The organism is Acidovorax sp. 35-64-16 (genome assembly GCF_002281195.1).
Lineage (GTDB): Bacteria > Pseudomonadota > Gammaproteobacteria > Burkholderiales > Burkholderiaceae_C > Acidovorax > Acidovorax defluvii.
Genome location: NZ_NCFM01000006.1, coordinates 93263 through 117781 on the forward strand (window position 1 = coordinate 93263; position 24519 = coordinate 117781).

The window sequence follows — 24519 nt, forward strand, 5'->3', positions numbered from 1 at the left end:
CAAGGCGTTGCTTCACACCACGCTGGAGCCAGGGCGTCCCAGCAACTGTTGCTCGAGCTGCCCCACATAGGCGGCAGTGGTGTTGTCAGACTCTTCTGCCCTGGCCGCGAGGTGCGACTCCAGGATGTCCAGGCGCGCCAGCAAATCGGTATGGGATTTCAAGTGCTGGGCCTCAAGGAAGCTGCGCAGTTCCGTGAAACGCGACGCTTCAGCCTTGTCCGCCAGTTCGCGCTGGGCTTGCAGCTCCTTGGTGTGGCGACGTGTCTCCATGAGCACCGAGCCCTGCAAGGACAGCACATAGGCCACAAAGAACACGCCGAGTAGCGTGGTCAAGCCCAACATCAGCAACCCCAGGGGTGCCTCAAAGGTCATCAACCCCACGGAAACCAGCGATGAAGCGGCCAGTATTTCCCAGTTGAGCGCGGCCAGTGCGGCGATGGCCAGCACGATGAACAGCAAGATGGTTGATCGCATGTGCATGAAAGTACTCCGGTAGGCAAGCATCACCCCGGCCGACATGGCCAGGGTGCAGATGCTGTGTTGTACCTCATGACCACGTCACCCGGCCTGGAACTTTGGAAGGTGCCGGTGCCGTCCTACAGTGGCAAGTGCAGGTGGCACTCTGTGCAAGCGTTGCGCGCGGGCGCCTGCGGCGCCCTTCTGGATCAGTTGGTCTGCGACAACTGATCCAGAATTGCGGGATTTTCCAGCGTGCTGGTGTCCTGGGTGATGGCTTCGCCCTTGGCGATGGAGCGCAGCAGGCGGCGCATGATTTTGCCGCTGCGGGTCTTGGGCAGGTTGTCGCCAAATCGGATGTCCTTGGGCTTGGCAATCGGCCCGATTTCCTTGGCCACCCAGTCGCGCAGCTCTTTGGCAATCGCCTTTGCCTCGTCGCCGGTGGGGCGCGAACGCTTGAGCACCACAAAAGCGCAAATTGCCTCGCCGGTCACATCGTCGGGGCGGCCCACCACAGCGGCTTCGGCCACCAGGTCGGTCTTGGCGACCAGTGCCGATTCGATTTCCATCGTGCCCATGCGGTGGCCCGAGACGTTGAGCACGTCGTCAATGCGGCCGGTGATGCGGAAGTAACCACGGTCGGCACTGCGCACGGCGCCGTCGCCGGCCAGGTAGTAGCCCTTGAGTTCTTCAGGGAAATAGCTCTTCTTGAAGCGCTCGGGGTCGTTCCAGATGGTGCGGATCATGCTGGGCCATGGGCGCTTGATGACCAGGATGCCGCCCGCGCCATTGGCCACGTCGTTGCCTGTTTCGTCCACGATGGCAGCAGTGATGCCGGGCAGTGGCAGCGTGCAGCTGCCGGGCACCAGCGGCGTTGCACCGGGCAGCGGCGTGATGACATGGCCGCCGGTTTCGGTTTGCCAGAAGGTGTCCACAATGGGGCAACGCTCGCCGCCCACATGCTTGTAGTACCACATCCAGGCTTCGGGATTGATGGGCTCGCCCACGCTGCCCAGGATGCGCAGGCTCGACAGATCGGAGCGCGCGGGGTGCACTGCCGCATCGCCCTCGGCTGCCTTGATGAGCGAGCGGATGGCCGTGGGAGCGGTGTAGAAAATGGAGCACTTGTGGCGCTCGATCATCTGCCAGAAGCGCCCGGCATTCGGGAACGTGGGGATGCCTTCAAAGATGATCTGCGTGGCGCCTGCGGCCAGCGGGCCATAAGTCACATAGGTGTGGCCCGTGATCCAGCCAATGTCGGCCGTGCACCAGAAGATGTCGTCGGGACGCAGGTCAAACGTCCATTCCATCGTGAGCTTGGCCCACAAAAGGTAACCGCCCGTGCTGTGCTGCACGCCCTTGGGCTTGCCGGTAGAGCCCGAGGTGTAGAGGATGAACAGCGGGTGCTCGGCACCCACCGCCACGGGCGGGCAGTCGGTGCTCTGGCCGGCCAGTGCCTGGGCAAAGGTCTTGTCGCGCCCCTCGACCATGTTGCACGCCGTGGGCGTGCGCTCGTACACAAACACGTTGCGCAGGGTGTCGCAGCCGCCAGTGGCCAATGCTTCGTCGATGATGGCCTTGAGCGGCAACTCTTTGCCGCCGCGCATCTGGTAGTTGGCCGTGACGATGGCCACGGCACCCGCGTCGATGACGCGCTCGTGCACCGCCTTGGCGCTGAAGCCGCCAAACACCACGCTGTGCGTGGCGCCAATGCGTGCGCAGGCCTGCATGGCGACAACGCCTTCGATCGTCATGGGCATGTAGATCAACACCCGGTCGCCCTTCTCCACCCCGTGGGCCTTGAGGGCGTTGGCAAACTGGCTCACGCGGGCCAGCAGCTCTTTGTAGGTGATGCGGGTTACCGCGCCGTCGTCGGCCTCGAAGATGATGGCCGTCTTGTTTTCGGTGGGGGTGCCGATGTGGCGGTCCAGGCAATTGGCCGATGCATTGAGTTCGCCATCGGCAAACCACTGATAGAACGGCGCATTGGATTCATCCAGGGTGCGGGTGAAAGGCTTGGTCCATTGCAGGTTTTCGCGTGCCAGGCGGGCCCAGAAACCTTCGAAATCCTTGTCGGCCTCAGCACACAGCGCTTCGTAACCCGCCATGCCCGAAATGCGGGCTGCCTTGGCAATCGCGTCCGAGGGCGGAAACACGCGGTTTTCGACGAGCACGGACTCGATAGAGGAATTGGGCGAACTCATGGTGTTGTCTCCTGGGTCTGATGGAACTGTGCGGTACTGTCTGCCACCCCACTTACAAGCCACTGACGGGCCTCAGCTTAAAGCTTGTCAGCCCGCGCGCAACCTAAAATCCGGCGTCATTCCATTTCCTGCTCAGGCCTTCATGTCCACCCCAACGCCCAAACCCCCGTCTCCCCTGCGTCCCCTGCCTGCGCTGATTTTTGCCAGCCGATGGCTGCAGCTGCCGCTTTACCTCGGGTTGATTGCGGCGCAGGCCGTGTATGTGTGGCATTTCCTGCTCGAACTCTGGCACCTGGTCGAAGCCGTGTTTGGCAGCCAGACGGCGCTACAGGCCCTGGTGACCAGCATCGGCTACAAGCCCGAGGTGCAGATCACCGCGCTGAACGAAACCGTGATCATGCTGGTGGTGCTGGCGCTGATCGACGTGGTGATGATCTCCAACCTGCTCATCATGGTGATCGTGGGCGGCTATGAAACGTTTGTGAGCCGGCTGGGCCTGGACGACCACCCCGACCAGCCCGAATGGCTGGGGCACGTGAATGCCTCGGTGCTGAAGGTGAAACTGGGCCTGTCAATCATCGGCATCAGCTCCATCCACCTGCTCAAGACCTTCATCAACGCCGCCAATTACGACGTGAAGGTGCTGATGTGGCAGACCATCATCCATGTGGTCTTCCTTACCAGTGCAGTGGCCATTGCCTACACCGACAAGCTGCTCAACAGCAGCCATGTAAAGCACTGAGCCATAATTTTTAGTCAAATTAACCTCAAGCGCTTATATATAAAGCGCATGCAGCTATTAATTTTATAGCAAAAGCACCTCTATAGAAGAAGGATGCCCCCGCCGACGGGACCCGGTCGGGGCGCATCGCGACCGGAACAACGCGCGTGTATACCCGGTTTTGAAAAACCCCTGTTTTGACCCAAAAACACTGAATCCGTATACTTCGGTTCTCATTCACCACCTGCAACGCAGGTAATTCAGCCCCAACGGGGTTGCAATGTGTTCCTGGTGTGGCCTTCGCGGTCGCTCCAGCCCGTCAAAGTTTGTCTCTGATGCCCCGCCGCCGTGCCTTTGCCCGGTGGCAGCCGTGGTCCCAGCGTCCTCCCCCGGGTCCGCTGCCGGGACACCTCTGGCCCTTGCGCACCACCTTGCGTGCCATTCGGGCCAAGCTGGCACGGCCAGTGCCTATCCATTTCGTGCCCTCCCGTGTGCTGATCTCAGCCAGGGTTGGCCGCCGCATCAGGGCCTCACAAGGGCTTCGAACCTGTCCGCCAATGGCGGGCGGGCTGTGTTCCACCCATTCAACGAGGGAGATCCACCAGCGTGGCCAAAAAAATCACCATCGACCATGTGTTCAAAATCTTCGGCGAGGCGCCGCAGCAGGCACTGGAGCTGGTCCGCCAGGGTTGCAGCAAGCACGAGATTCTGGAGCGCACCGGCAACTCGATCGGCGTATTCGACGCCACTTTCACCATTGAGGCGGGTGAAATCTTTGTGGTCATGGGCTTGTCCGGTTCTGGCAAATCCACGCTGGTACGCCTGCTCAACCTGTTGATCGAGCCCTCGGCCGGCCGCATTCTGGTGGACGACACCGACATCAGCAGCCTGACCAGCGGGCAATTGCGCGCACTGCGGCGCAAGGACATCAGCATGGTGTTCCAGTCTTTCGCGCTGATGCCGCACATGAATGTGCTCGACAACACCGCCCTGGGGCTGGAGCTGGCGGGCGTGGGCCGGGCCGAGCGCCAGGCGCAGGCAGCGCAGGCACTGGAGCAGGTGGGCCTGGCCAGCTGGGGTGCCAGCTATCCCGACGAGCTGTCGGGCGGCATGCAGCAGCGCGTGGGCCTGGCGCGCGCGCTGGCGTCCGATCCATCCATCCTGCTCATGGACGAGGCCTTCTCGGCACTCGACCCCATCATCCGCACCGAGATGCAAAGTGAGTTGCTGCGCCTGCAGCAGATCAGACGGCGCACCATCGTTTTCATCTCGCATGACCTGGACGAGGCCATGCGCATCGGTGACCGCATCGCCATCATGAAAGACGGCCAGGTGGTGCAGGTGGGCACGCCCGACGACATCCTGCGCAACCCGGCCAATGACTATGTGCGCAGCTTCGTGCGCGGTGTGGATGCCGCTGCCGTGTTCAAGGCCGGCGACATTGCGCGTGAGCGCTTCACCGTGGTGTCCGAACACAACGACCGCGGCTCGCGCGCCGCGCTCAAGCAGCTGGAAGACCAGGACCGCGACTTTGCCTACGTGGTCAGCCCCACGCAGCGCTACCTGGGCACCGTGTCGGCCGATTCGCTGCGCACCGCACTCGAGGGCCATGTGGGGCCAAGGGGTTTGCAACACGCCTTTTTGCCCAATGTGGAGCCCATCGCCGCCGACATGGCGGTGGCCGACCTGTTTGGCCAGGTGGCGCAGGCGCCCTGCGCACTGCCGGTGCTGGGGCCGCTAGGCGAATTTCAGGGCGCCATCAGCAAAACCACGTTGCTGAAGTTTCTGGACCGCGACACCCCGCCGGTTCCGCCCTCGGCACCGCCTGAGGAAACCCTCGCCCAAGAAAGGAGCTTCGCATGACCGATGCACTGCACACGCCCGCGGCAACCGCGCTGCCACCGCCCGCCGATACCGCCCCCTGGGCCACAGCGGGAGATTCCGGCGCAGCCGTCACGCCCTGGGATTTGCCTGCCGCAGCGTCGGATGCGCCCACTACGGCAGCAACCACCGAGAACGCCGACCCATGGGGCGCAGCCCCGGCCGGCAGTGACGCCACCGACAGCACCGGCAGCTGGCTGGATGCCCCGGCACAGGCCGCAACCACACCATTGGACAGCACCGATGCCGCGTCCCGTGGCTGGCACATCCAGCAACTGTGGGATGGCTCTTTGCCCATCGAATCGTGGATCAACGAGGGACTGGGCTGGGTGGTAGAGAACTTTCGTCCTTTCTTCCAGACCGTGCGCGCGCCGATTGACGGCACGCTCACCTGGGTGGAAAGCCTGCTCACCAGTGTGCCCACGCTGGCCATGGTGGCACTGCTGAGCCTGCTGGCGTGGCAGTTCGCGGGCCGCGCCATCGCCCTGGGCACCGTGGTCTCGCTGCTGCTGGTGGCCCTGCTGGGCATCTGGTCCGAGGCCATGGTGACGCTGTCGCTGGTGCTGACCTCGCTGGCATTTTGTATCGTGATCGGTCTGCCGCTGGGCATTGTGCTTGCAGCCAGCGACCGCGCCCAGCGCTGGATGCGCCCGTTTCTGGATGCGATGCAGACCACGCCCGCCTTTGTTTACCTTGTGCCGGTGGTCATGCTGTTTGGCATTGGCAACGTGCCGGGGGTGATTGTCACCATCGTGTTTGCGCTGCCGCCGCTGGTGCGCCTGACCAACCTGGGGTTGCGCCAGGTGCGCCCCGACCTGATCGAAGCCGCGCGTGCTTATGGCGCTTCGCCCTGGCAGTTGCTGGTCAAGGTGCAGCTTCCGCTGGCAATGCCTTCCATCATGGCGGGCATCAACCAGGCGCTGATGCTGTCGCTGTCGATGGTGGTGATCGCTTCGATGATTGCCGTGGGCGGCCTGGGCCAGATGGTGTTGCGTGGCATTGGCCGCCTGGACATGGGCCTGGCCACCGTGGGCGGTCTGGGCATTGTGCTGCTGGCCGTCACGCTGGACCGCATCACCCAGGCCATGGGCCGGCCGCGCCGGGGTGTGCGCCATTGGTGGCAGACCGGACCGGCCGGTCTGGCGTGGCGCCTGGTGCGCCGCACTGCCACCACCGCCACCACACCCGCAGCGTCGGCGGCACCTGAAGCCCCCGCCGATCTGGCACCGGCCCGCCGCTAGGGCTTGGGCCGCATACCACCATTGATCGAATTTCCCGCACCCTCATTCAAGGAGACCGCAGCCATGTCCAATCAGCCACTTTTCACCCACGGCGCCAAGACCGCCATCGCTGCCAGCTTGCTGGCCCTCAGCCTGGCAGGAGCCGCCCATGCGCAAAACCTGCCCGGCAAGGGCGTGAGCGTGCAGCCCCTCAAGAGCTCGCTTGCCGAAGAGGCCTTCCAGACCCTGCTGGTTGCGCGCGCCCTGGAAAAACTGGGCTACGACGTGCAGCCCATGAAAGACCTGGAGCCCGCTACAGAGCACCTGGCCATTGCCAACGGCGACGCCACCTTCATGGCAACGCACTGGAATCTGCTGCACGCCGATTTCTACAAAAACAGCGGTGGCGACGCCAAGCTCTACCGCAAGGGCGTGTACTCCGACAACGCCGCCCAGGGCTACCTGATCGACAAGAAGACCGCCGAGCGTTACCAGATCACCAACCTCGCCCAGCTCAAAGACCCCCAACTGGCCAAGCTGTTTGATACCGACGGCGACGGCAAGGCCGACCTGACCGGCTGCAACCCTGGCTGGGGCTGCGAGCTGGCCATCGAACGCCACCTCAAAAACTACCAGCTCGGCGGCTCCATCACCCACAAGCAGGGCAGTTATGCCGCGCTGATCGCCGACACCATTGCCCGCTTCAAACAAGGGCAGCCCATCCTTTATTACACCTGGACGCCCTACTGGGTGAGCGCCGTGCTGCGCCCCGGCACCGATGTGGTCTGGCTGGAGGTGCCCGATTCCCCCACGGCCGCAGCGCAGGACGACACCCGTTTGTCCAACGGCAAAAACTACGGGTTCAAGGTGAACCAGCAGCACATCATGGCCAACAAGGCCTTTGCCGACCAGAACCCGGCGGCCGCCCGGCTGTTTGAGGTGATGCAGCTGCCGGTGGCCGACATCAACGCCCAGAACCTGCGCATGAGCCGGGGCGAAAACAAGGCCAGCGACATCGCACGCCACACCGACGGCTGGATCAAGGCGCACCAAAAGACGTTTGACGGCTGGATTGCCCAGGCCATTGCCGCGGCAAAATAGCACGCAAATTAATGATAAAAACAGGCTCTAGCGCAATACCATAAAGCGCTAGCAGCTATGTTTATTATAGCACTTCAAATCCCTGCATGACTGCTGGCGTGCAGCACCACGGGCGCTGGCGGGTGTCGGCTATCGGCCCACCATGTCTTGCGGCACCACCCAGGCGTCAAACTGCTCGGCCGAGACATGGCCCGAGGCAATGGCCGCATCGCGCAGGCTGCTGCCTTCGGTATGGGCCTTCTTGGCAATCTGCGCCGCCTTGTCGTAGCCGATGTGCGGGTTCAGCGCCGTCACCAGCATCAGTGAGCGCTCCACCAGCTCGGCCATGCGGGCGCGGTGCGGCTCGATCCCCTGGGCACAATGGTGGTTGAAACTGGCCATGCCGTCGGCCAGCAGGCGCACGCTTTGCAGAAAATTGTGGATCACCAGGGGGCGGAACACATTCAGCTCGAAGTTGCCCGAAGCACCGCCGATGTTGATGGCCACATCGTTGCCCATCACCTGCGCGCACAGCATGGTCAGCGCCTCGCACTGCGTGGGGTTCACCTTGCCCGGCATGATGGACGAGCCCGGCTCGTTCTCGGGAATCGTGATCTCGCCCAGCCCGCTGCGCGGCCCGCTGGCCAGCCAGCGCACGTCGTTGGCAATTTTCATCAGGCTGGCGGCCAGGGTTTTGAGTGCACCGTGGCCATGCACCAGCGCATCGCAGCTGGCCAGGGCCTCGAACTTGTTGGGCGCAGTGATCAAGGGCAGCCCCGTCAGGTCGGCCAGCTCGCGGGCCACCGCTGCGGCATAACCGGCGGGCGCATTGAGCCCCGTTCCCACGGCAGTGCCGCCCAGCGCCAGCTCGCACAGGTGCGGCAGTGCGGCACGCACATGCTGCTCGCCATGCTTGAGCTGCGCCACCCAGCCCGATATTTCCTGCCCCAGTGTGAGCGGTGTGGCGTCTTGCAGATGGGTGCGGCCAATCTTGACGATGTCTTCAAAGGCTGCGGCCTTGTCCGCCAGCGTGGTGCGCAGTTGCTGCAATGCAGGCAGCAGCCGGTGCGTCAGCGCCTCCACTGCGGCCAGGTGCATGGCGGTGGGAAAGACATCGTTGCTCGACTGGCTCTTGTTCACATCGTCGTTGGGGTGCACCAGACGCCCCTCGCCGCGCGGTCCGCCCAGCAGCTCGCTGGCGCGGTTGGCCAGCACCTCGTTCATGTTCATGTTGGTCTGGGTGCCCGAGCCGGTCTGCCACACCACCAGCGGAAACTCCTGCAAATGGCCGCCTTCAATCACCTCGTCGGCCGCCGCCACAATGGCCGTGGTCGTGGCGGCATTCAGCAGTTCCAGCGCATTGTTCACATAGGCGCTGGCGCGCTTGACCTGGGCCAGGGCACGAATCAGCTCCGGCGCCATGCGCTCGCCCGAAATATCAAAATGCTGCAGCGAACGCTGGGTCTGCGCGCCCCACAGGCGCTGGGCGGGCACATCGATGGGACCAAAGCTGTCTTTCTCGGTGCGGACTGCGGCCGGGTCGGGTCGGGATGTCATCACAGTTCTGCCTTGCTGCTCTGCGAGCCAATGGAATGAAGGGATAGAAACACCAGGGCGCAGCATACCCATGCAACGCTGTGCTGCGCCACCCATTGGGGTCGCCGCCGCCGCCTCTTGCGCCAGCCACCGCCCCACCATCGTGCCTGACAGCACCGCGCAAGCCCGCAGGGGGATAATTCAGGGTTCGCGATTTACCCCACTGACCCCACCTGCCATGACCACGACCTCCATTCGCCAAGCAGACCTGATCGAGTCCATCGCCGCCGCGTTGCAGTACATCAGCTACTACCACCCCGCCGACTACATCGCCCACCTGGCCCGCGCCTACGAGCGTGAGCAGAGCCCCGCTGCCAAGGACGCCATTGCGCAGATCCTGACCAACAGCAAGATGAGCGCCACGGGCCAGCGCCCCATCTGCCAGGACACCGGCATCGTCAACGTGTTCCTGAAGGTGGGCATGGACGTGCGCTGGGAAGGCTTTACCGGCAGCCTGGACGACGCCATCAACGAAGGCGTGCGCCGTGGCTACAACCACCCCGACAACACCCTGCGCGCCAGCGTGGTGGCCGACCCCCAGTTCGACCGCAAGAACACCAAGGACAACACGCCTGCCGTGATCTTCACCGAGATCGTGCCCGGCAACACCGTGGACATCACCGTGGCGGCCAAGGGCGGCGGCTCGGAGAACAAATCCAAGATGTACATGCTCAACCCCAGCGACAGCGTGGTGGACTGGGTGCTGAAAACCGTGCCCACCATGGGCGCAGGCTGGTGCCCGCCCGGCATGCTGGGCATCGGCATTGGCGGCACGGCAGAAAAAGCCGTGCTCATGGCCAAGGAAAGCCTGATGGACGACCTGGACATGTACGAGCTGCAGGCCAAGGCCGAAGCCGCCAAGACCGGCGGCCCCGCGCTCGACAAGGTCGAAGCCCTGCGCCTGGAACTGTTTGAAAAGGTCAACGCCCTGGGCATTGGCGCCCAAGGCCTGGGCGGCCTGACCACGGTGCTGGACGTCAAGATCAAGATGTACCCCACGCACGCGGCCAGCAAGCCCATTGCCATGATCCCCAACTGTGCCGCCACGCGCCATGCGCACTTTGTGATGGACGGCTCGGGCCCCGTGTACCTCACGCCCCCCAGCCTGGACCTGTGGCCCAACGTCGACTGGACGCCCGACTACAACAAGAGCAAGAAGGTCAACCTCGACACACTCACCAAGGAAGAAGTGGCCAGCTGGAAACCCGGTGACACGCTGCTGCTCAACGGCAAGATGCTCACCGGCCGCGATGCCGCACACAAGCGCATCCAGGACATGCTGGCCAAGGGCGAGAAGCTGCCCGTGGACTTCACTAACCGAGTGATCTATTACGTGGGCCCGGTCGACCCCGTGCGTGACGAGGCCGTGGGCCCCGCCGGCCCGACCACTGCCACGCGCATGGACAAGTTCACCGACATGATGCTGGAGCAGACCGGCCTGATTGCCATGATCGGCAAGGCCGAGCGCGGCCCGGTCGCCATCGAGTCCATCAAGAACCACAAGAGCGCTTACCTGATGGCCGTGGGCGGTGCAGCCTACCTGGTCAGCAAGGCCATCAAGACCGCCAAGGTGGTGGGCTTTGAAGACCTGGGCATGGAAGCCATCTACGAATTCGACGTGGTGGACATGCCCGTCACCGTGGCCGTGGACGCGGGCGGCACCAGCGCCCACATCACCGGCCCCGCCGAGTGGCAAAAGCGCATCGCCACAGGCGAATTCAAGGGCATCGAAGTCGCGGCAGCCTGACGTCTCCGGGCATGGCGGCGCGCCGATAGCGCGGGGTGGCATCTGCACACAGCGGGTGAAACCATCCGCCCTGCCCCTGTTTCCTTTACCTGCCTGACACCATGAACCGTGCTGCGCAACCCATCGGCGTTTTCGACAGTGGCATCGGGGGCCTGAGCGTGCTGCAGGCGCTGCGGGCCGAATTGCCCCACGAGCGCTTTGTCTACCTGGCCGACAGCGGCAATGCGCCCTATGGCGACGCACGGGGCGACGCCTTCGTGAGCGCCCGCACGCATGCCATTACGCAACACCTGCGCGAGCAGCACCACATCAAGGCGCTGGTGGTGGCCTGCAACACGGCCACGGCCGCCGCCATCCATGAGGTGCGCAGCAGCCAGCCCGACCTGCCGCTGGTGGGGCTGGAGCCCGCCCTAAAGCCCGCTGCAACCTTGAGCAAAACCGGGCGCATCGGCGTCATCGGCACGCGCGGCACGCTGACCAGCGACAAATTTTCCAGGCTGCTGGCGTCGCTGGCTGGACAGGCTGAATTCGTTGTCCAGCCCTGCGATGGCCTGGCACGCGCCATCGAGGACAGCACGGCGCGGCCCTTGCCTACCGACCCTTTTGCTACCGAAACCAGAGCACTGTGTGCACGCTACATCAGCGCGATGGGCACATTTGGCACCGAAACGGGCCAAATCGACACGCTGGTGCTGGGCTGCACGCACTATGTGTTTGTGGCGGACGAGTTGCGCTCACTCGTTGGCCCGCAGGTGCGGCTGATTGAAACCGGCGAGCCGGTGGCACGGCAAACGCGGCGCCTGCTGCACAAGGATGCGCTGCTCGCCCCCGAAGATTCAGCGGCTGAGGTGCCCGCCTCCATCCACTTGCTCACCACCGGCGCACTCGCACCATTGCAGGCGGCCGCAGAACGCTGGCTGCAGTTGCCACCCGACTGCTGCTCCACTGTCTCCATCCCGTGAATACAGATCAAATCAGGCTGTAGCGCTTTCTGGTAAAGCGCGAGCAGCTATCTAATTAATAGCTATTCCAGCGCCCACAGACGCTCGCCAGCGTGCTCGAGGTGCGTGAGGTAAAGGCGCACGTCAAACTCGTACTGGTGGTATTGAGGCTCCATGTGCTCGCACAGCTTGTAGAACGCCTTGTCGTGGTCTTTCTCGCGCAAATGGGCCAGTTCGTGCACCACGATCATGCGCAAAAACTCGTCCGGAACCTGCTTGAACATGGCTGCAACGCGAATCTCATGCTTGGCCGCCAGGCGGTTGCCCTGCACACGCGACACCGAGGTATGCAACCCCAGCGCATGGCGCACGACATGGATCTTGCTGTCAAAAACCACCTTGTTCACCGTGCCTGCGTTGCGCAGATGTCGGGCCTTCAGTTCTGCAGCGTAGTCATACAACGCCTTGTCGCTGCGCACCGCGTGCGGCTGGGGGTATTTGCGCAGCAACACAGGGCCCAGCCGCCCCTCGCCCAGCAGTTGCCGGGCCTGGTCTTGCAGCGACTCGGGGTAGGTGCGCAGGTAAGGCAGATCGGTTTTCATCCAGTCACCGTCAATCGCGCAGCGCAGCAAGCCGGGCCAGGCCGGTGGCGCAGCAACTCAAAAACTCGCGTTTTCAGTGAAGGTGGCGCGGGCGACGTCCGCCACCGTGTCCGCCAACCGAGCCGCCAGGCCCACCCGATCCACGCGGGGGCTTGCCAATTTCCAGCGAATTGACCAGGGCGTCGAAACGCTGGGTGAACAACTTGTCGATCTCGGCCACCACGCCACCGAGCTCGGCGCCATCAAAGTGGCGCTCCATCATGTTCACCACATCCTGCACCAGCAAATCGCGCTGCACCTGCATGATGGCCGCAGGCGTAGGGCCCACGAACAGCATCACAAAATCGTCGCGCGACTCGGTGCCGTCGTCTTCCTCGTCCTCATCGAAATCGGCGTCGTAAAACGTCACCTCGATGGCGGCGCCCAACTCGGCCAGCTCGTTGAGGCTCATGCACATTTCATCGAGCGACTGGCGAAAATCGTCGTCGCCACGCACCGTCCAGCACATCTGCAGCATGTGCTCCTGGGCATCGAACTTGATTCCAGGCTCTTCTTCGTAGGCACTGGCCGCGCCATCGGCCAGCGAGCGGGCACCGGCGTATTTCCACAGGGGTTTGAGCGCCTCCTGGAGCTGTTCAAAGCTGGTATCGGCGCGCAACTGGACCTGTCCGTGGACATGGATTTCAAAGGGAGCGTTGTAACTTGACATGATTGAATCGTAGTGGTGCCCCGAGCCGGGGTCGAACCGGCACGCCCCTTTTCAGGAAAGCGGCGGATTTTAAGTCCGCAGTGTCTACCAATTTCACCATCGGGGCGCCGGCTGCCCAACGCACACCTGCGTCACAGCGTAACCCGGGCCGCGCGGACACGCAATGCCCCTGTCTTATCCGGTGAACGCAACGCCCGATCAACCGGACTATCGCCATCACCAAGAAAAAAGGGAAGCCGAAGCTTCCCTTGCATATCTGGAGCGGGAAACGAGACGTTTACTAGGCGCGTAAGTCGTTGTTTCCCGAACACTTTCTTCGCCGAGGTGGCCAGCGAAGACCTAGATTGTAGCCTAGTTTTTCACCCCCGCCAACAAGATCGTCCAAAGAGTTCCACTGGCGTCCATAGACCCGCACTCAGCACACCGGCCCCACACTCGTCACAACGTCGTCAGCGACGGTCTCGAACTGGCGCCTGTCCCTGCTCTCGGCACCCGCACCAGTACCGCGATGACGTCCAGGCCGATTCTCTCGGTGCTGGCTCAGTTCGGATGTCAGCTACGAGCCGCATGCGCCGCGCATTGCGTAGCTCGTCCGCACAAGTCGTGCGGGAAGAACGCACACCCTAGCCGTGGCGCGTCAGCGCGCGATTCTTTGTCGCTATATCAGGATGCTGGACAAGCATGACAGGCTGGGGTTTCACCGCGTCCTTGTGGACGTCGGGTAGCGATTGCGAGCCCTTCGCGCCTCGTGAAACCGCTGGCATATCAGGCCATACCCAAACGGTTTTGCGAAGATCGCCGCTACTTATGACGCTGCTACTGTGCGCGTCGCTTTCGAGCCTGCCAGCGAAGGCTCGACCATCTTGCGACTCACTGGATTCTTGCATATCGAGCACACGACGGCTACCTGCAACACAAGCCGGTGAGAAGTACTCAGGCCCCATGACGAAGCGGACCTCGGGACCCGCTTCATGCACAGACAACACGCCGACCTTCAGGTTGGCACCAAAGGAGTCGGCCATGTAGTTCTCCTGGAAGGAGATAGGAGCATGAACAACAATGCACCAACATCAAAGGTGTTCTACCGCCCGATCGAAGCCTCCATACGCTGGGCCGGGCTGCTGCGATTCGAGCACGTCATCCTGGCCTCGATCTCGTCGCCGAGAGACCTGCCACAGTCGTTGGACTGCCCGCGCTGGGGCGAACTGCGGCTGTATACCGACCGCATCTACGACGGCATCCTCAATGGGGAACTGCCCTTCGGGCAGAACGGCATCACGATGCGCGACATCGAACTGATCGACTCCCCTGATATCACCGTTCGCCACGTCGATCTGAAGCGCTGGATGCGCCAGCACTACCCCGAGCAGCGGCCCGCCTTTCTCTTCTCCCGCAGCGAGCGCATCGCCCATCCCTTCATCTCGCTGGAGACCGGGCAAGCCATGCTGGTCGAAAGGCTGGCCCTCAAATCCGCCTTGGAGCAGTCCAAGCGTCAGCTTCGCGAGTTGCAGGAAAAGCACGACGCGCTGCTCAAGCAGTCCTCGGTGATCCCCGCATGCGCGCAATGCTCGATCAGCGATCGGGCCGAGACCACCTACCTGAACATCATCGGGGGCATGCTGGAGTTGATACTCGGCCAGTCGCCCTCGGGCACGCCGTACTCCAGCTTCAAGACGCAGGAGGCCGTGGTCAGCGCATTGGTCGCCCATCACCACGGCGTCATGGGGATCGCGGAGCGGACATTGAACGGCAAGTTCGCCACAGCCAGGCGCCGGCTACATAGCGCCATCCTCTAAGGTTTTCCAGCTTGTTTAGGCAGCCGCGGAGATTGCATTGGCAATGTCTTTCCGCAGCCGCGTCTATTGAATAGAGGTCACGCCAACAAACGCCACTGAGCGTTCAGGAGTGACCGCCATGTCGCCAACACCTGCACTGCCGCCCAACGAGCGCCGCATCCTGCGCCTGGAAGAAGTCGAAGCGAAGTCCGGCTTCAAGCGTGCCCACCTCTACAACCTGATGCGCGCCGGCAAGTTCCCCAAGGCGCTGCGCCTGGGCGTGCGCGCCGTCGGCTGGGATTCCATCGAAATCGACCAGTGGATCGCCGAGCGCGTCAACAACCGGGCCTGACCCGTTCTCCCACGGACTTCCCATCCTCACCCGGAGAACGCCATGCAGGTTGTATCCATTGTCTCGACCAAAGGGGGCGTCGGTAAAACGACCACGGCCGCCAACCTGGGCGGGCTAGCCGCCGATGCGGGACTGCGCGTGCTGCTGCTCGATCTCGACGTGCAGCCCACCTTGTCCTCTTACTACGAGCTGGCCCACCGCGCGCCCGGCGGCATCTATGAATTGCTGGCCTTCAACGAGCGCGACCTCGGCCAGCTCGTGTCCCGCACGATCATCACAGGCCTGGACCTGGTGCTGTCCAACGACCATCGGGGCGAGCTGAACACCTTGCTGCTGCACGCGCCGGATGGGCGCCTGCGGTTGCGGCACCTGCTGCCGATGCTGGCTCCCCTTTATGACCTGGTGCTGATCGACACCCAGGGCGCGCGCAGCGTGACCTTGGAGATGGCAGTACTGGCCTCCGACTTGGCGCTGTCGCCTGTCACCCCGGAAATCCTCGCCGCCCGCGAGCTGCGGCGCGGCACCATGCAGTTGCTGGAAGACATCGCGCCGTACCGGCACCTGGGCATCGAGCCGCCGCCGCTGCATCTGCTCATCAACCGGGTCCACCCGGTGTCGGCGAACGCCCGGCTGATCCAGCAAGCCCTGCGTGACCTGTTCCAGGACCACACCGGCATCCGCGTGCTGGCCGCCGACGTGCCGGCCATCGAAGCCTATCCACGCGCCGCGACGCGCGGCCTGCCCGTGCATCGCGTCGAGTACCGCCAGCCACCGGGCAGAGTCGCCCCCGCCGCGCTCGACACCATGCGCGGCCTCGCCGGCGAACTGTTCCCGCAATGGCAGCACCGACTGGCTCGCGTGTCCGGCCGCCCGCCATTTCCTCTTGATACCGGGAGGCCCCATGGCGAACGCACATGAACTGGCCCGAGGCCACAAGCGGCTGCGCGCCCTGATCGAGTTCGCCGTCGGCGAGGGCTGGCACGTCAAGCGCACGCCAGGCGGCCACCTCAAATTCACGAAGGCAGGCTGCGCCGCGATCTACACCAGTTCGACGGCCAGCGACCACCGGGCGGCCCTCAACGCCCGCGCGCAGATCCGCCGCGCCGAGCGCGAGTCCCGGTCCCCAGCGCAGGGAGGCCGCCATGGCTGAAATGACCTCCCAGCAGATGGCCGGCAAGCTGCTCGCGGCCGGGTTCGAGCGCAGCGGCCCGTCCACCTCGGCCTTGAGCGACCCGATCGCCGACACGCCCATGGTCGTGACCCTGGACCAGTTGCGCCCCTACGACCACGATCCCAGGAAGAAGCGCAACCCAGCCTACGAGGACATCAAGGCGTCCATCCGTGAGCGCGGCCTGGACGCAGCGCCGGCGATCACCCGGCGCCCGGGCGAGGACCACTACATCATCCGCAACGGCGGCAACACGCGCCTGGCGATCCTGCGCGAACTGTGGTCGGAGACCAAGGACGAGCGGTTCTTCCGCATATCGTGCCTGTTCCGCCCGTGGCCCAGCCGCGGCGAAGTCGTGATGCTGACCGGCCACCTGGCCGAGAACGAATTGCGCGGGGGCCTGACGTTCATCGAGCGCGCCCTCGGCGTCGAGAAAGTCCGCGAGTTCTACGAGCAGGAAAGCGGCGCCGCCCTCAGCCAGTCGGAGCTGGCGCGCCGGCTCGCTGCCGACGGCTTCCCAGTCCAGCAGTCGCACATCAGCCGCATGAACGACGCGGTGCGCTACCTCCTGCCGGCGATCCCGACCGTGCTCTATGGCGGGCTCGGCCGCCACCAAGTCGAACGCCTGTCGGTCACGCGCAAGGCCTGCATGCTCGCGTGGGAGCGCTACGCCAAGGGCCGCACGCTGGTGCAGGACTTCGACGACTTCTTTCAGGAGGTGCTGTCGCAGTTCGACACGCAGGCCGACGAGTTCGCCCCCCAGCGCGTGCAGGACGAGTTGATCGGCCAGATGTCCGAACTGCTCGGCATCGACTACGACGTACTGGCGCTCGACCTCACCGAATCCGAAAGCCGCCATCGCGCCCTGATCAGCGACCCGACCCCACCATCGGCACCGCCCGCGCTGCCTGAGCCCGGCACCGTGGCACGCCCGCCCGCCGCGCCGGCCCCATCGGCCCCGACGCCGGCGACCACACCTGGGTCGCGCGAGCGCGAGGGCGGCTCGGGGACGGACGGCTCGCCCGCAGGAAGCCCCGTGGCTGCTCCTGGTGATCTGCTGCAGGGGCACATCGTTTCGCCTGCACCGACGACGGAGCGGCTGCAATCCATTCAGCGGATGGTCGCCGACGAGCTGGGGGATGCGCTGCCCGATTTTTCGGCCAACGTCTTGCAGTCCATTCCCGTCCAGGCGGGCGGTCTCTACCCGATTTCCGACGTCTGGCACATCGACGCGGGCCTGGACACGCCCGATCGCCTGCGCATCCACATCGCGCAGTTCGCACGCGAGATCGCGGGCGAGGCAGGCCTCGATCAGTGCATCGAGGACCGCGCGGACGGTGTGGGCTTCGCATGCCATCCCAACGCACAGCCCCCATCACCGCAGGGCCGCGTCGTGCTGGCATTGCTGGCGAGCCTGGCAGGCCAGAGCTTCACCGATGCCGATCTGGACGGCGGGCAGCTTGCCGCCGAACTGCCGGCGCTGCTGCATGGCCAAGGCGATGCGACCCGCCGCTTGAGCGACACCGCGCTGGTCAAGCTGTTCCGATTGCTGCGCCTGGCCCGGCGCCTGCTGGACCTGGAGTCCGGTGCCGCAGGCCCTGGGGCATGAAGGAAGGAGACCCGCATGGCCGCCCCGCACCCGCTCAATCAGGCCGTCATCGCCCAGGCGCTCTACGACCTGCGCAACGGCCAACTGCGCCGCTGCAAGGCGATGGGCTTCAGCGAGGCCGAGCTGGATGCGCTCAAGCATCCCGCCATGGTGAGCGTGCTCGCCAACGCCAATGTCTCGTGGTGTTCCGTGTCCGTGAACCGCGAGGTGCTCCGGCGTCTGCTCTCGCAGGCGCAGGACGTGGAGAAGGAAATCGCGACCGTCGATCGCATGTTGCGCCTGGGGGCCAGCACGGAGATGGTCAGCCGCTTCTATGGCCTGACCCATCAGGAAGTCGCCCTGCGCCGTGAGGTGCTGGGCCTGCCCAAGCGCAAGGGTCGTCACCCTGTCCTGGACGAGAAGCAGGACGTCGAACTGTGGCGGCGCTGGAAAGCCATCACCAGCAGCAGGAATGTGGACCTGGAGGACGAGACCTCGATTCTCGACGCGGCCATGGACCTCGCCGAAGGCATGGATTTGCCGTTGTCGGTGGTCTGGGCCGCGATCAAGTCGTGGGTCGATCAGGGACTGGGTTGAGCCATGGCCGTGGACGATACCGCGCCACGCCATGGCCCCGTCGCACTCGCTGACCTGTTCGATGCGGCGCTGAAGAACTTTGCGCCCAAGCCCAACCCCAACCCGCCAACACCCGCTCCCGAGCGCATACCCGTGCCGTCACCTGCGACACCGGCCGCGACCGGCGATGCGCTCCTCTTCAGCGGCAATCGGCACGAGACCGTACCGCGGCGGCTGTTCCTCGACCGCCGCCTGACGCCGCTGGAGCGCAACGCCTGGCAGGTGTTCCGGCTGATGCTCAACGACGACGGCGTGACCGCATTCCCCACCTATGAGCAGTTGCGGCCCTGGCTGGCCTCGATGCCCTGCGCCGGCCAGGCCTCGCATGAAACCGTGGCGCGAGCCCTGACGCTGCTGCGACTGACCCGGTGGCTGAGCCTGGTGCGGCGACGGCGCGACGCCAGGACCGGCCGCATCCTCGGCAATCTGTACGTGCTGCACGACGAACCCCTGACGCCGTTCGAGGCCATGCAGCTCGACCCGGACTACCTGCAACTGGTCAGCCAGGCGCTCGGCCACTCGGCCAAAACCGTTCAGATCGTGGGCCTGCACACCCTCAAGGAAATCGGCGAAGACCCGATGCTGGCCGGGCGCACCCTGCCGTCGAGGCTGCAAGTCCTGGCCGAGCGCCTCGCCAGCCAGGGCGCTGGGGCGCACGAAGGTTATCCACAGGAGGACGCCACGCACGAATCCGAAGAAGGGGCGACGAGCCTTCTTCGGAATCCTGACGACCCCACTTCGGAATCCGAAGCAGGGTCGAAACCCGCGCCAGACGCCTCTCTTCGGAATCCGAAGCAGGCCCGTACAGTACGTAGTACTCGTATTAATGAAGTACGTACTACCGCGCACGCACAAGCGCAGGCGCGCGCGCTGGGCGACCTCCAATGGCCCAAACGCTTCGCGGAACTGAAGGCAGAGCAGCAGACAGGTGCGCGGGTGGCGTTGCAGCAGGTCGATGCCTCGCTGAGGCAGGCTGTGCTGGACGAATGGGCCACGCGATGCAGCAGCCACGGCATCCGCAATCCTGCGGGGTATCTGTTCGGCATCATCCAACGGGCCATCCATGGCGAGTTCAACGCCTGGGCCAAGAAAGACGCGCCATCTGCATACGCTCCGCCGAATGAGCGGCCACCACCAGCACCGCCACCATCCCAGCCGCAGGGCAAGCCGGTGCCGCCAGAAGTCGCCAAACAGCACATCGAGCGGCTGCGCAACCTGCTCGCCAGCAAGTGAGCGGGCCTGCAAGGCGGTGAAGTGGATGCCAGTGGCTTCCAGCAGAGCTATCCCCAGGGGATAGTTCTACTGACGGCTACACGTCGAACCGCTGCACGTCAGGCCCCGATCGCCTGCGGCGGGATCGGCCTTGTCCGGGCTGAGCCGGGCGCGCAGCGTTCCTTGGCTCTCCATGGAACTATCCCCTGGGGATAGTTCCACTGACGGCTACGACGTCGAACCGCTGCACGCCAAGCCCCGATCGCTTGCCGCGAGATCGTCCTTGTCCGCGCTGATCCGGGCGTGCAGCGTTCCTTGGCGCTCCATGGAGCTATCCCCTGGGGATAGCTCGCGTCTCATGCACCCGCCGCGCCCTGAACCGGGGACGGGCGGGTTTCGGTTTGTTGACTGACTGCCTTCCGCTTCCTGCCGAAGCTGGCCGCTCTTTTCCAACAACGAGCGGACACCATGGCAACGACCAACGAACCTCTGCAACTGAATCTCGGCTCCTTGCGCAGCGCGATGTCGCTGACGCTGCACACTCACCACGCCTCGCGCATCTGGCACGGTCGCGCCGCCGGCGAGGGGCGACCCGGCATCGTCGGCCTGAACGGCTACATCGCCCAGATGAACAAGATGCGGCGCGGCTCGGAGCAGGACGACCCGTACAGCGACTTCTGGATGCTGCGCATCGAGGACAAGCTCGACCAGACGAAGGCCACGCTGCAATCGCTGCGCGAGCAGGTGGACCAGGCCCTGGCGAGCGTGCCGCCGGCACTCACCCTGGGCGAGAACCTCAACGTGCAGCCCGTCAAGCTGCCGCTGTTCGTCAATGCGCAGTTGGGCTTTGCCGCGGTGTATCTGCTGGCCGACTACGACGACATCGCCCGCAAGCTGATCCTCGCGCACCACACCGCGCTGATCGATCGCTCGACGCTCGAACGCTGGCTCAACGAAGGCGCCCATGCACTGCGCAGCCTGTTCTCGCTGGCCCAGCAGTACCGCTACTCGGGCTGCACCCGCGACGACTTCGCCGCGAAGAACGCCGCAGCCCGGGCGGCGCTGGAGAAGTTCGGCGAGTTGCCGCAGGACGTGCTGGAAGGCACGCGCCGCTCGAAGTTCGCGCCGCCCATCGTGCGCCGTGGCCTGCAGCAGCGCGGTGACGGTCCTGCCGCAGCCGCATCGCCCACCGACGAGGTTGCCACCACCGAGGCACCCGAGGCCGCCGCCGACGAGGACGCGCAGCCATGAGCGACCCGAACCGCGACACCCGCTACTTCCGCCCGCTGCAACAGACCGCCTTCATGCGGCTGGAACACGCAGGCTCTCTAAAAGGCCTTTTAAAGCCCTTTAAAGGTAAAGGGGACTTGGAGGCCTGGGCCAGCCAGTGCTTCGCCATGCGCGACGAGTTGATTGGCTTGGCGCAGCGACAGGTGCTGCCACAGGCCGTCGGGCATCCCTTCCACCTGCTCTCAATCGAGCTGGCCCAGCAGACCACTGGCGCAGGCACGGCGTTTCTTCGCTGGCGCAAGCACGACCGCTCGGCCATGGGCGTCGCCTTGTGGCAGGAGCTGATGGCGAGCACCAGCACGCCGGTCAACCTCCTGGCCGACCTGCACGCGATCGAGCTTCAGCGCATCACGCTGAACATGCAGATCAGCCTGTTGCACACCTTGGGCAGGCAGGCCCAGGAGTGCGCCAGCAAGGCCGCCGACGCGGAAGACGCCTACCTGCGCCGGCTCAAGTCCATGCCATCCGCCATGCGTGATCGGTGATCGCGCCAGGCACCCCAGCACGCGCCCGCCGCCGACCAGGTGCGGGTATTTCAACCACCACGGAGATTGCAACATGAGCACGCATTTTTCTGGCGAAGGCAACATCGGTTCGCCCCCCGAGTACCGGGAGTTTCCCAACGGCAACGACGAACCGCGGCGCTTGCTGCGGCTGAACGTGTATTTCGACAACCCCGTCCCCACCAAGGGCGGCGACTTCGAGGATCGCGGCGGCTTCTGGGCGCCGGTGGAAATCTGGCACCGCGACGCCGCGCACTGGAAGGACCTGTACCAGAAAGGCATGCGCGTGCTGGTCGTCGGCCGCATGGAGCGCGAACCCTGGACGGACAACGAGGATCAGCCGCGCGAGACCTGGCAGATCAACGCGCGCAGCGTCGGCATCCTGCCGTTCCGCATCGAGTCGGTGACCCTCAGCCCCAGGCAGCAGGAGACCGCGCAGGACACGCAGCCGAATTCCCAGGCCGCCCAGGAACCGACCGCGCCGAAGGAGCCGAAGCGCAGGAAGTGATGCAGCATGGGGCGGCGGCAGTCGTCCGTCGCCCCACGCCCTCGCGAGCTATCCCCAGGGGATAGCTCCATCAACGTCTACCGGCGTCCGCGCGCTCCAAAAAATCGTGGCTCCCGGCCCGCACACCCCCGGCCGCACGCCACTTCCGTCCCGGCCATTCCATCCCATGAAAGTGGTCGCCACCGCATGCGGCTTGTTTGCTGCTGCCCCTGGTGATGCTCGGCATCCTCGATTCCAGCAACTCAATGAACCACGGAATTCGGATGGACGGACATGCGGCTGTTCTTGTGCGAGAAGCCATCGCAAGGCAAAGACATTGGTCGAATCCTCGGCGCGACGCAGCGCGGTGAAGGCTGTCTCAGCGGCTCCGGCGTCACCGTCACCTGGTGCATCGGCCATCTCGTAGAAGCGGCAGCTCCCGAGGTCTATGACGCGGCGCTCAAGCGCTGGTCGCTGGAGCAGTTGCCCATCATTCCCCAGCAGTGGCGGGTCGAGGTCAAACCGAAGACCGCCACGCAATTCAAGGTCGTCAAAGCGCTTCTGGCGAAGGCGACTCATCTGGTCATCGCCACCGATGCCGACCGCGAGGGCGAGCTGATCGCCCGCGAGATCATCGACCTGTGCGGCTACCGCGGCCCCATCGAGCGGCTATGGCTGTCGGCGCTCAACGATGCGTCGATCCGCACCGCGCTCGGCAAGTTGCGGCCCTCATCCGACACGCTGCCGATGTACTACTCGGCGCTTGCGCGCTCACGCGCAGACTGGCTCGTGGGCATGAACCTCAGCCGGTTGTTCACGGTGCTCGGGCGTCAGGCCGGCTACGACGGCGTGCTGTCCGTCGGTCGCGTCCAGACGCCGACCTTGAAGCTCGTCGTGGACCGCGACCGCGAGATCGCGGCCTTCAAGTCGGTGCCGTTCTGGGCCATCGACGTGTCCCTGTCCGCAGGTGGACAGGCTTTCAGCGCGCAGTGGGTTCCGCCCGATGGCTGCACCGACGACGCCGGTCGCTGCCTGCAGCAGCCGATCGCCCAGCAGGCCGCGCAGCAGATCCGCGCTGCGGGCAGCGCCCAGGTCCTATTAGTCGAGACCGAGCGCGTGCGCGAAGGTCCGCCGCTGCTGTTCGACCTGGGAACGCTTCAGGAGGTTTGTTCCAAGCAGCTTGGGCTGGATGTTCAAGAGACCCTCGAAATCGCGCAGGCCTTGTACGAGACACACAAGGCCACAACGTACCCGCGTTCGGATTCCGGCTACCTGCCCGAAAGCATGTTCGCGGAAGTGCCGACTGTCCTTGACAGCCTGCTCAAGACCGATCCCTCGCTGCGCCCGATCATGGGCCAACTCGACCGCTACCAGCGCTCGCGCGCCTGGAACGACGGCAAAGTGACAGCCCACCACGGCATCATCCCGACGCTCGAACCCGCGAACCTCTCTGCGATGAGCGAGAAGGAGCTGGCCGTGTACCGGCTCATCCGGGCGCACTACCTGGCGCAGTTCCTCCCTCACCACGAGTTCGACCGCACTGTCGCCGAGCTGTCCTGCGGCCAACAGAAGTTGGCGGCCACCGGAAAGCAGATGGTCGCCCAGGGTTGGCGCCTGGTGCTGGCCGAACCGCAAGCGGATGAGGACGGTGAAGCCACGGCGCGCAGCCAGGTACTCCCCCCGCTGCGCGAGGGCATGGCGTGCCAGGTGGCCGAGGCCGAGATCAAGGCGCTCAAGACGATGCCGCCCAAGCCGTACACGCAGGGCGAACTGGTCAAGTCCATGAAGGGGGTCGCCAAGCTGGTGACGGACCCGCGCCTGAAGCAGAAGCTCAAGGATACGGTCGGCATCGGCACCGAGGCGACACGGGCCAACATCATCAGCGGGCTGATCACCCGCGGCTACATCGTGAAGAAGGGGCGCTCCATTCGCGCATCGGATGCGGCGTTCACCTTGATCGATGCCGTACCCGCGGCGATTGCCGACCCCGGAACCACCGCCGTGTGGGAGCAGGCGCTCGACATGATCGAGGCCGGACAACTCACACTGGATGTGTTCATCGGCAAGCAGGCCGCATGGATTTCGCAACTGATCGTGCAGTACGGCAGCACCTCGCTGTCCATCAAGGTTCCCCAGGGGCCTGCTTGTCCGCAGTGCGGCGCACCGACGCGCCAGCGCACCGGCAAGACCGGCCCCTTCTGGTCGTGCAGTCGCTACCCCGACTGCAAAGGCACGCTGCCGGTCGATTCCGGCACGTCCAAGCGCGGTGCGTCGCGCCCGCGCAGTAGCGGCCGCAAGGGCTCCTGACCGACCCCGCTCCCCGAGAGCCGTGCCCGCCATCGGCGGCGTGG

23 protein-coding genes and 1 tRNA gene are annotated in these 24519 nt (G+C 64.7%); 17 read left to right on the forward strand and 7 right to left on the reverse strand.

Annotated elements, in window-relative coordinates; genetic code table 11:
• Nucleotides 1-12: 12 nt before the first annotated feature.
• Together B7Y64_RS06820 and acs are read right to left on the reverse strand one after the other, a co-directional pair.
• Complete coding sequence (locus B7Y64_RS06820) at nucleotides 13-480, reverse strand: hypothetical protein (protein WP_024815455.1); 468 nt, start codon at nucleotides 478-480, stop codon at nucleotides 13-15.
• A 185-nt stretch (nucleotides 481-665) separates the two neighbouring features.
• On the reverse strand, nucleotides 666-2660 hold the full coding sequence (gene acs, locus B7Y64_RS06825) for an acetate--CoA ligase (protein ID WP_024815456.1): 1995 nt from the start codon (nucleotides 2658-2660) through the stop codon (nucleotides 666-668).
• Between the two features lie 142 nt (nucleotides 2661-2802).
• On the opposite strand from acs, the gene B7Y64_RS06830 reads away from it, so the two are divergent.
• From B7Y64_RS06830 to proX, 4 genes are all read left to right on the forward strand, one after another.
• The gene (locus B7Y64_RS06830) at nucleotides 2803-3402 is read left to right on the forward strand and encodes a TIGR00645 family protein (RefSeq protein WP_291323860.1); all 600 of its coding nucleotides are present in this window, start codon (nucleotides 2803-2805) and stop codon (nucleotides 3400-3402) included.
• A gap of 585 nt (nucleotides 3403-3987) precedes the next feature.
• The gene (gene proV, locus B7Y64_RS06835; RefSeq protein ID WP_291323861.1) at nucleotides 3988-5244 is read left to right on the forward strand and encodes a glycine betaine/L-proline ABC transporter ATP-binding protein ProV; all 1257 of its coding nucleotides are present in this window, start codon (nucleotides 3988-3990) and stop codon (nucleotides 5242-5244) included.
• Nucleotides 5241-6503 (forward strand): glycine betaine/L-proline ABC transporter permease ProW, encoded by a 1263-nt coding sequence (gene proW / locus B7Y64_RS06840; RefSeq protein ID WP_291323862.1) that lies wholly within the window; start codon nucleotides 5241-5243, stop codon nucleotides 6501-6503. Before proV ends, proW begins: the two co-directional genes overlap by 4 nt.
• Nucleotides 6504-6566: 63 nt before the next feature.
• Nucleotides 6567-7583 carry a glycine betaine/L-proline ABC transporter substrate-binding protein ProX gene (proX, locus tag B7Y64_RS06845; RefSeq protein WP_291323863.1) on the forward strand — a complete coding sequence of 339 codons (1017 nt, stop codon included), beginning with the start codon at nucleotides 6567-6569 and terminating at the stop codon, nucleotides 7581-7583.
• Nucleotides 7584-7712: 129 nt separating this feature from the next.
• Here the strand turns inward: proX and fumC are convergent, their stop codons facing one another.
• The gene (gene fumC / locus B7Y64_RS06850; protein WP_291323864.1) at nucleotides 7713-9119 is read right to left on the reverse strand and encodes a class II fumarate hydratase; all 1407 of its coding nucleotides are present in this window, start codon (nucleotides 9117-9119) and stop codon (nucleotides 7713-7715) included.
• A 217-nt stretch (nucleotides 9120-9336) separates the two neighbouring features.
• On the opposite strand from fumC, the gene B7Y64_RS06855 reads away from it, so the two are divergent.
• Together B7Y64_RS06855 and murI are read left to right on the forward strand one after the other, a co-directional pair.
• Nucleotides 9337-10905 carry a fumarate hydratase gene (locus B7Y64_RS06855; protein ID WP_291323865.1) on the forward strand — a complete coding sequence of 523 codons (1569 nt, stop codon included), beginning with the start codon at nucleotides 9337-9339 and terminating at the stop codon, nucleotides 10903-10905.
• A 101-nt stretch (nucleotides 10906-11006) separates the two neighbouring features.
• The gene (gene murI / locus B7Y64_RS06860) at nucleotides 11007-11867 is read left to right on the forward strand and encodes a glutamate racemase (RefSeq protein WP_291323866.1); all 861 of its coding nucleotides are present in this window, start codon (nucleotides 11007-11009) and stop codon (nucleotides 11865-11867) included.
• A 62-nt stretch (nucleotides 11868-11929) separates the two neighbouring features.
• Here the strand turns inward: murI and B7Y64_RS06865 are convergent, their stop codons facing one another.
• The 4 genes from B7Y64_RS06865 to B7Y64_RS06880 all read right to left on the reverse strand — a co-directional run bounded on the left by B7Y64_RS06865 (nucleotide 11930) and on the right by B7Y64_RS06880 (nucleotide 14179).
• A complete protein-coding gene (locus B7Y64_RS06865; RefSeq protein ID WP_291323867.1) occupies nucleotides 11930-12448 on the reverse strand; it encodes a M48 family metallopeptidase in 519 nt (172 codons plus the stop codon).
• A gap of 73 nt (nucleotides 12449-12521) precedes the next feature.
• Nucleotides 12522-13157, reverse strand: coding sequence for a DUF6806 family protein (locus B7Y64_RS06870; RefSeq protein WP_291323868.1), 636 nt, complete (start codon nucleotides 13155-13157; stop codon nucleotides 12522-12524).
• 13 nt (nucleotides 13158-13170) lie between these two features.
• Nucleotides 13171-13263: transfer RNA gene (locus B7Y64_RS06875), tRNA-Leu, on the reverse strand.
• Between the two features lie 517 nt (nucleotides 13264-13780).
• Entirely contained in the window at nucleotides 13781-14179 is a 399-nt protein-coding gene (locus tag B7Y64_RS06880; RefSeq protein ID WP_060433553.1) for a hypothetical protein, read from the reverse strand.
• A gap of 27 nt (nucleotides 14180-14206) precedes the next feature.
• Here B7Y64_RS06880 and B7Y64_RS06885 point away from each other — a divergent pair, with 27 nt between their 5' ends.
• The 11 genes from B7Y64_RS06885 to B7Y64_RS06935 all read left to right on the forward strand — a co-directional run bounded on the left by B7Y64_RS06885 (nucleotide 14207) and on the right by B7Y64_RS06935 (nucleotide 24475).
• Nucleotides 14207-14953 (forward strand): hypothetical protein, encoded by a 747-nt coding sequence (locus B7Y64_RS06885; protein WP_033448905.1) that lies wholly within the window; start codon nucleotides 14207-14209, stop codon nucleotides 14951-14953.
• Nucleotides 14954-15071: 118 nt separating this feature from the next.
• Complete coding sequence (locus tag B7Y64_RS06890; protein WP_033448903.1) at nucleotides 15072-15284, forward strand: AlpA family transcriptional regulator; 213 nt, start codon at nucleotides 15072-15074, stop codon at nucleotides 15282-15284.
• Between the two features lie 42 nt (nucleotides 15285-15326).
• Nucleotides 15327-16202, forward strand: coding sequence for a ParA family protein (locus B7Y64_RS06895; RefSeq protein ID WP_033448900.1), 876 nt, complete (start codon nucleotides 15327-15329; stop codon nucleotides 16200-16202).
• On the forward strand, nucleotides 16186-16434 hold the full coding sequence (locus tag B7Y64_RS06900) for a hypothetical protein (protein WP_033448898.1): 249 nt from the start codon (nucleotides 16186-16188) through the stop codon (nucleotides 16432-16434). Before B7Y64_RS06895 ends, B7Y64_RS06900 begins: the two co-directional genes overlap by 17 nt.
• Nucleotides 16427-18061, forward strand: coding sequence for a ParB family protein (locus tag B7Y64_RS06905; RefSeq protein WP_033448893.1), 1635 nt, complete (start codon nucleotides 16427-16429; stop codon nucleotides 18059-18061). Before B7Y64_RS06900 ends, B7Y64_RS06905 begins: the two co-directional genes overlap by 8 nt.
• Nucleotides 18062-18076: 15 nt before the next feature.
• Nucleotides 18077-18637: a DUF2857 domain-containing protein gene (locus B7Y64_RS06910; RefSeq protein WP_033448890.1), complete on the forward strand. Its 561-nt coding sequence runs from the start codon at nucleotides 18077-18079 to the stop codon at nucleotides 18635-18637.
• Between the two features lie 3 nt (nucleotides 18638-18640).
• Complete coding sequence (locus tag B7Y64_RS06915) at nucleotides 18641-19909, forward strand: STY4528 family pathogenicity island replication protein (RefSeq protein WP_033448887.1); 1269 nt, start codon at nucleotides 18641-18643, stop codon at nucleotides 19907-19909.
• A gap of 447 nt (nucleotides 19910-20356) precedes the next feature.
• Nucleotides 20357-21139, forward strand: a complete 783-nt coding sequence (locus B7Y64_RS06920) for a PFL_4669 family integrating conjugative element protein (RefSeq protein ID WP_033448885.1) — start codon at nucleotides 20357-20359, stop codon at nucleotides 21137-21139.
• Nucleotides 21136-21663: a DUF3158 family protein gene (locus tag B7Y64_RS06925; RefSeq protein ID WP_033448882.1), complete on the forward strand. Its 528-nt coding sequence runs from the start codon at nucleotides 21136-21138 to the stop codon at nucleotides 21661-21663. The genes B7Y64_RS06920 and B7Y64_RS06925 overlap by 4 nt, the downstream gene beginning before the upstream one ends.
• A gap of 73 nt (nucleotides 21664-21736) precedes the next feature.
• Nucleotides 21737-22189, forward strand: coding sequence for a single-stranded DNA-binding protein (locus B7Y64_RS06930; RefSeq protein WP_033448879.1), 453 nt, complete (start codon nucleotides 21737-21739; stop codon nucleotides 22187-22189).
• A gap of 273 nt (nucleotides 22190-22462) precedes the next feature.
• Nucleotides 22463-24475 carry a DNA topoisomerase III gene (locus B7Y64_RS06935; protein ID WP_033448876.1) on the forward strand — a complete coding sequence of 671 codons (2013 nt, stop codon included), beginning with the start codon at nucleotides 22463-22465 and terminating at the stop codon, nucleotides 24473-24475.
• Nucleotides 24476-24519 lie beyond the last annotated feature (44 nt).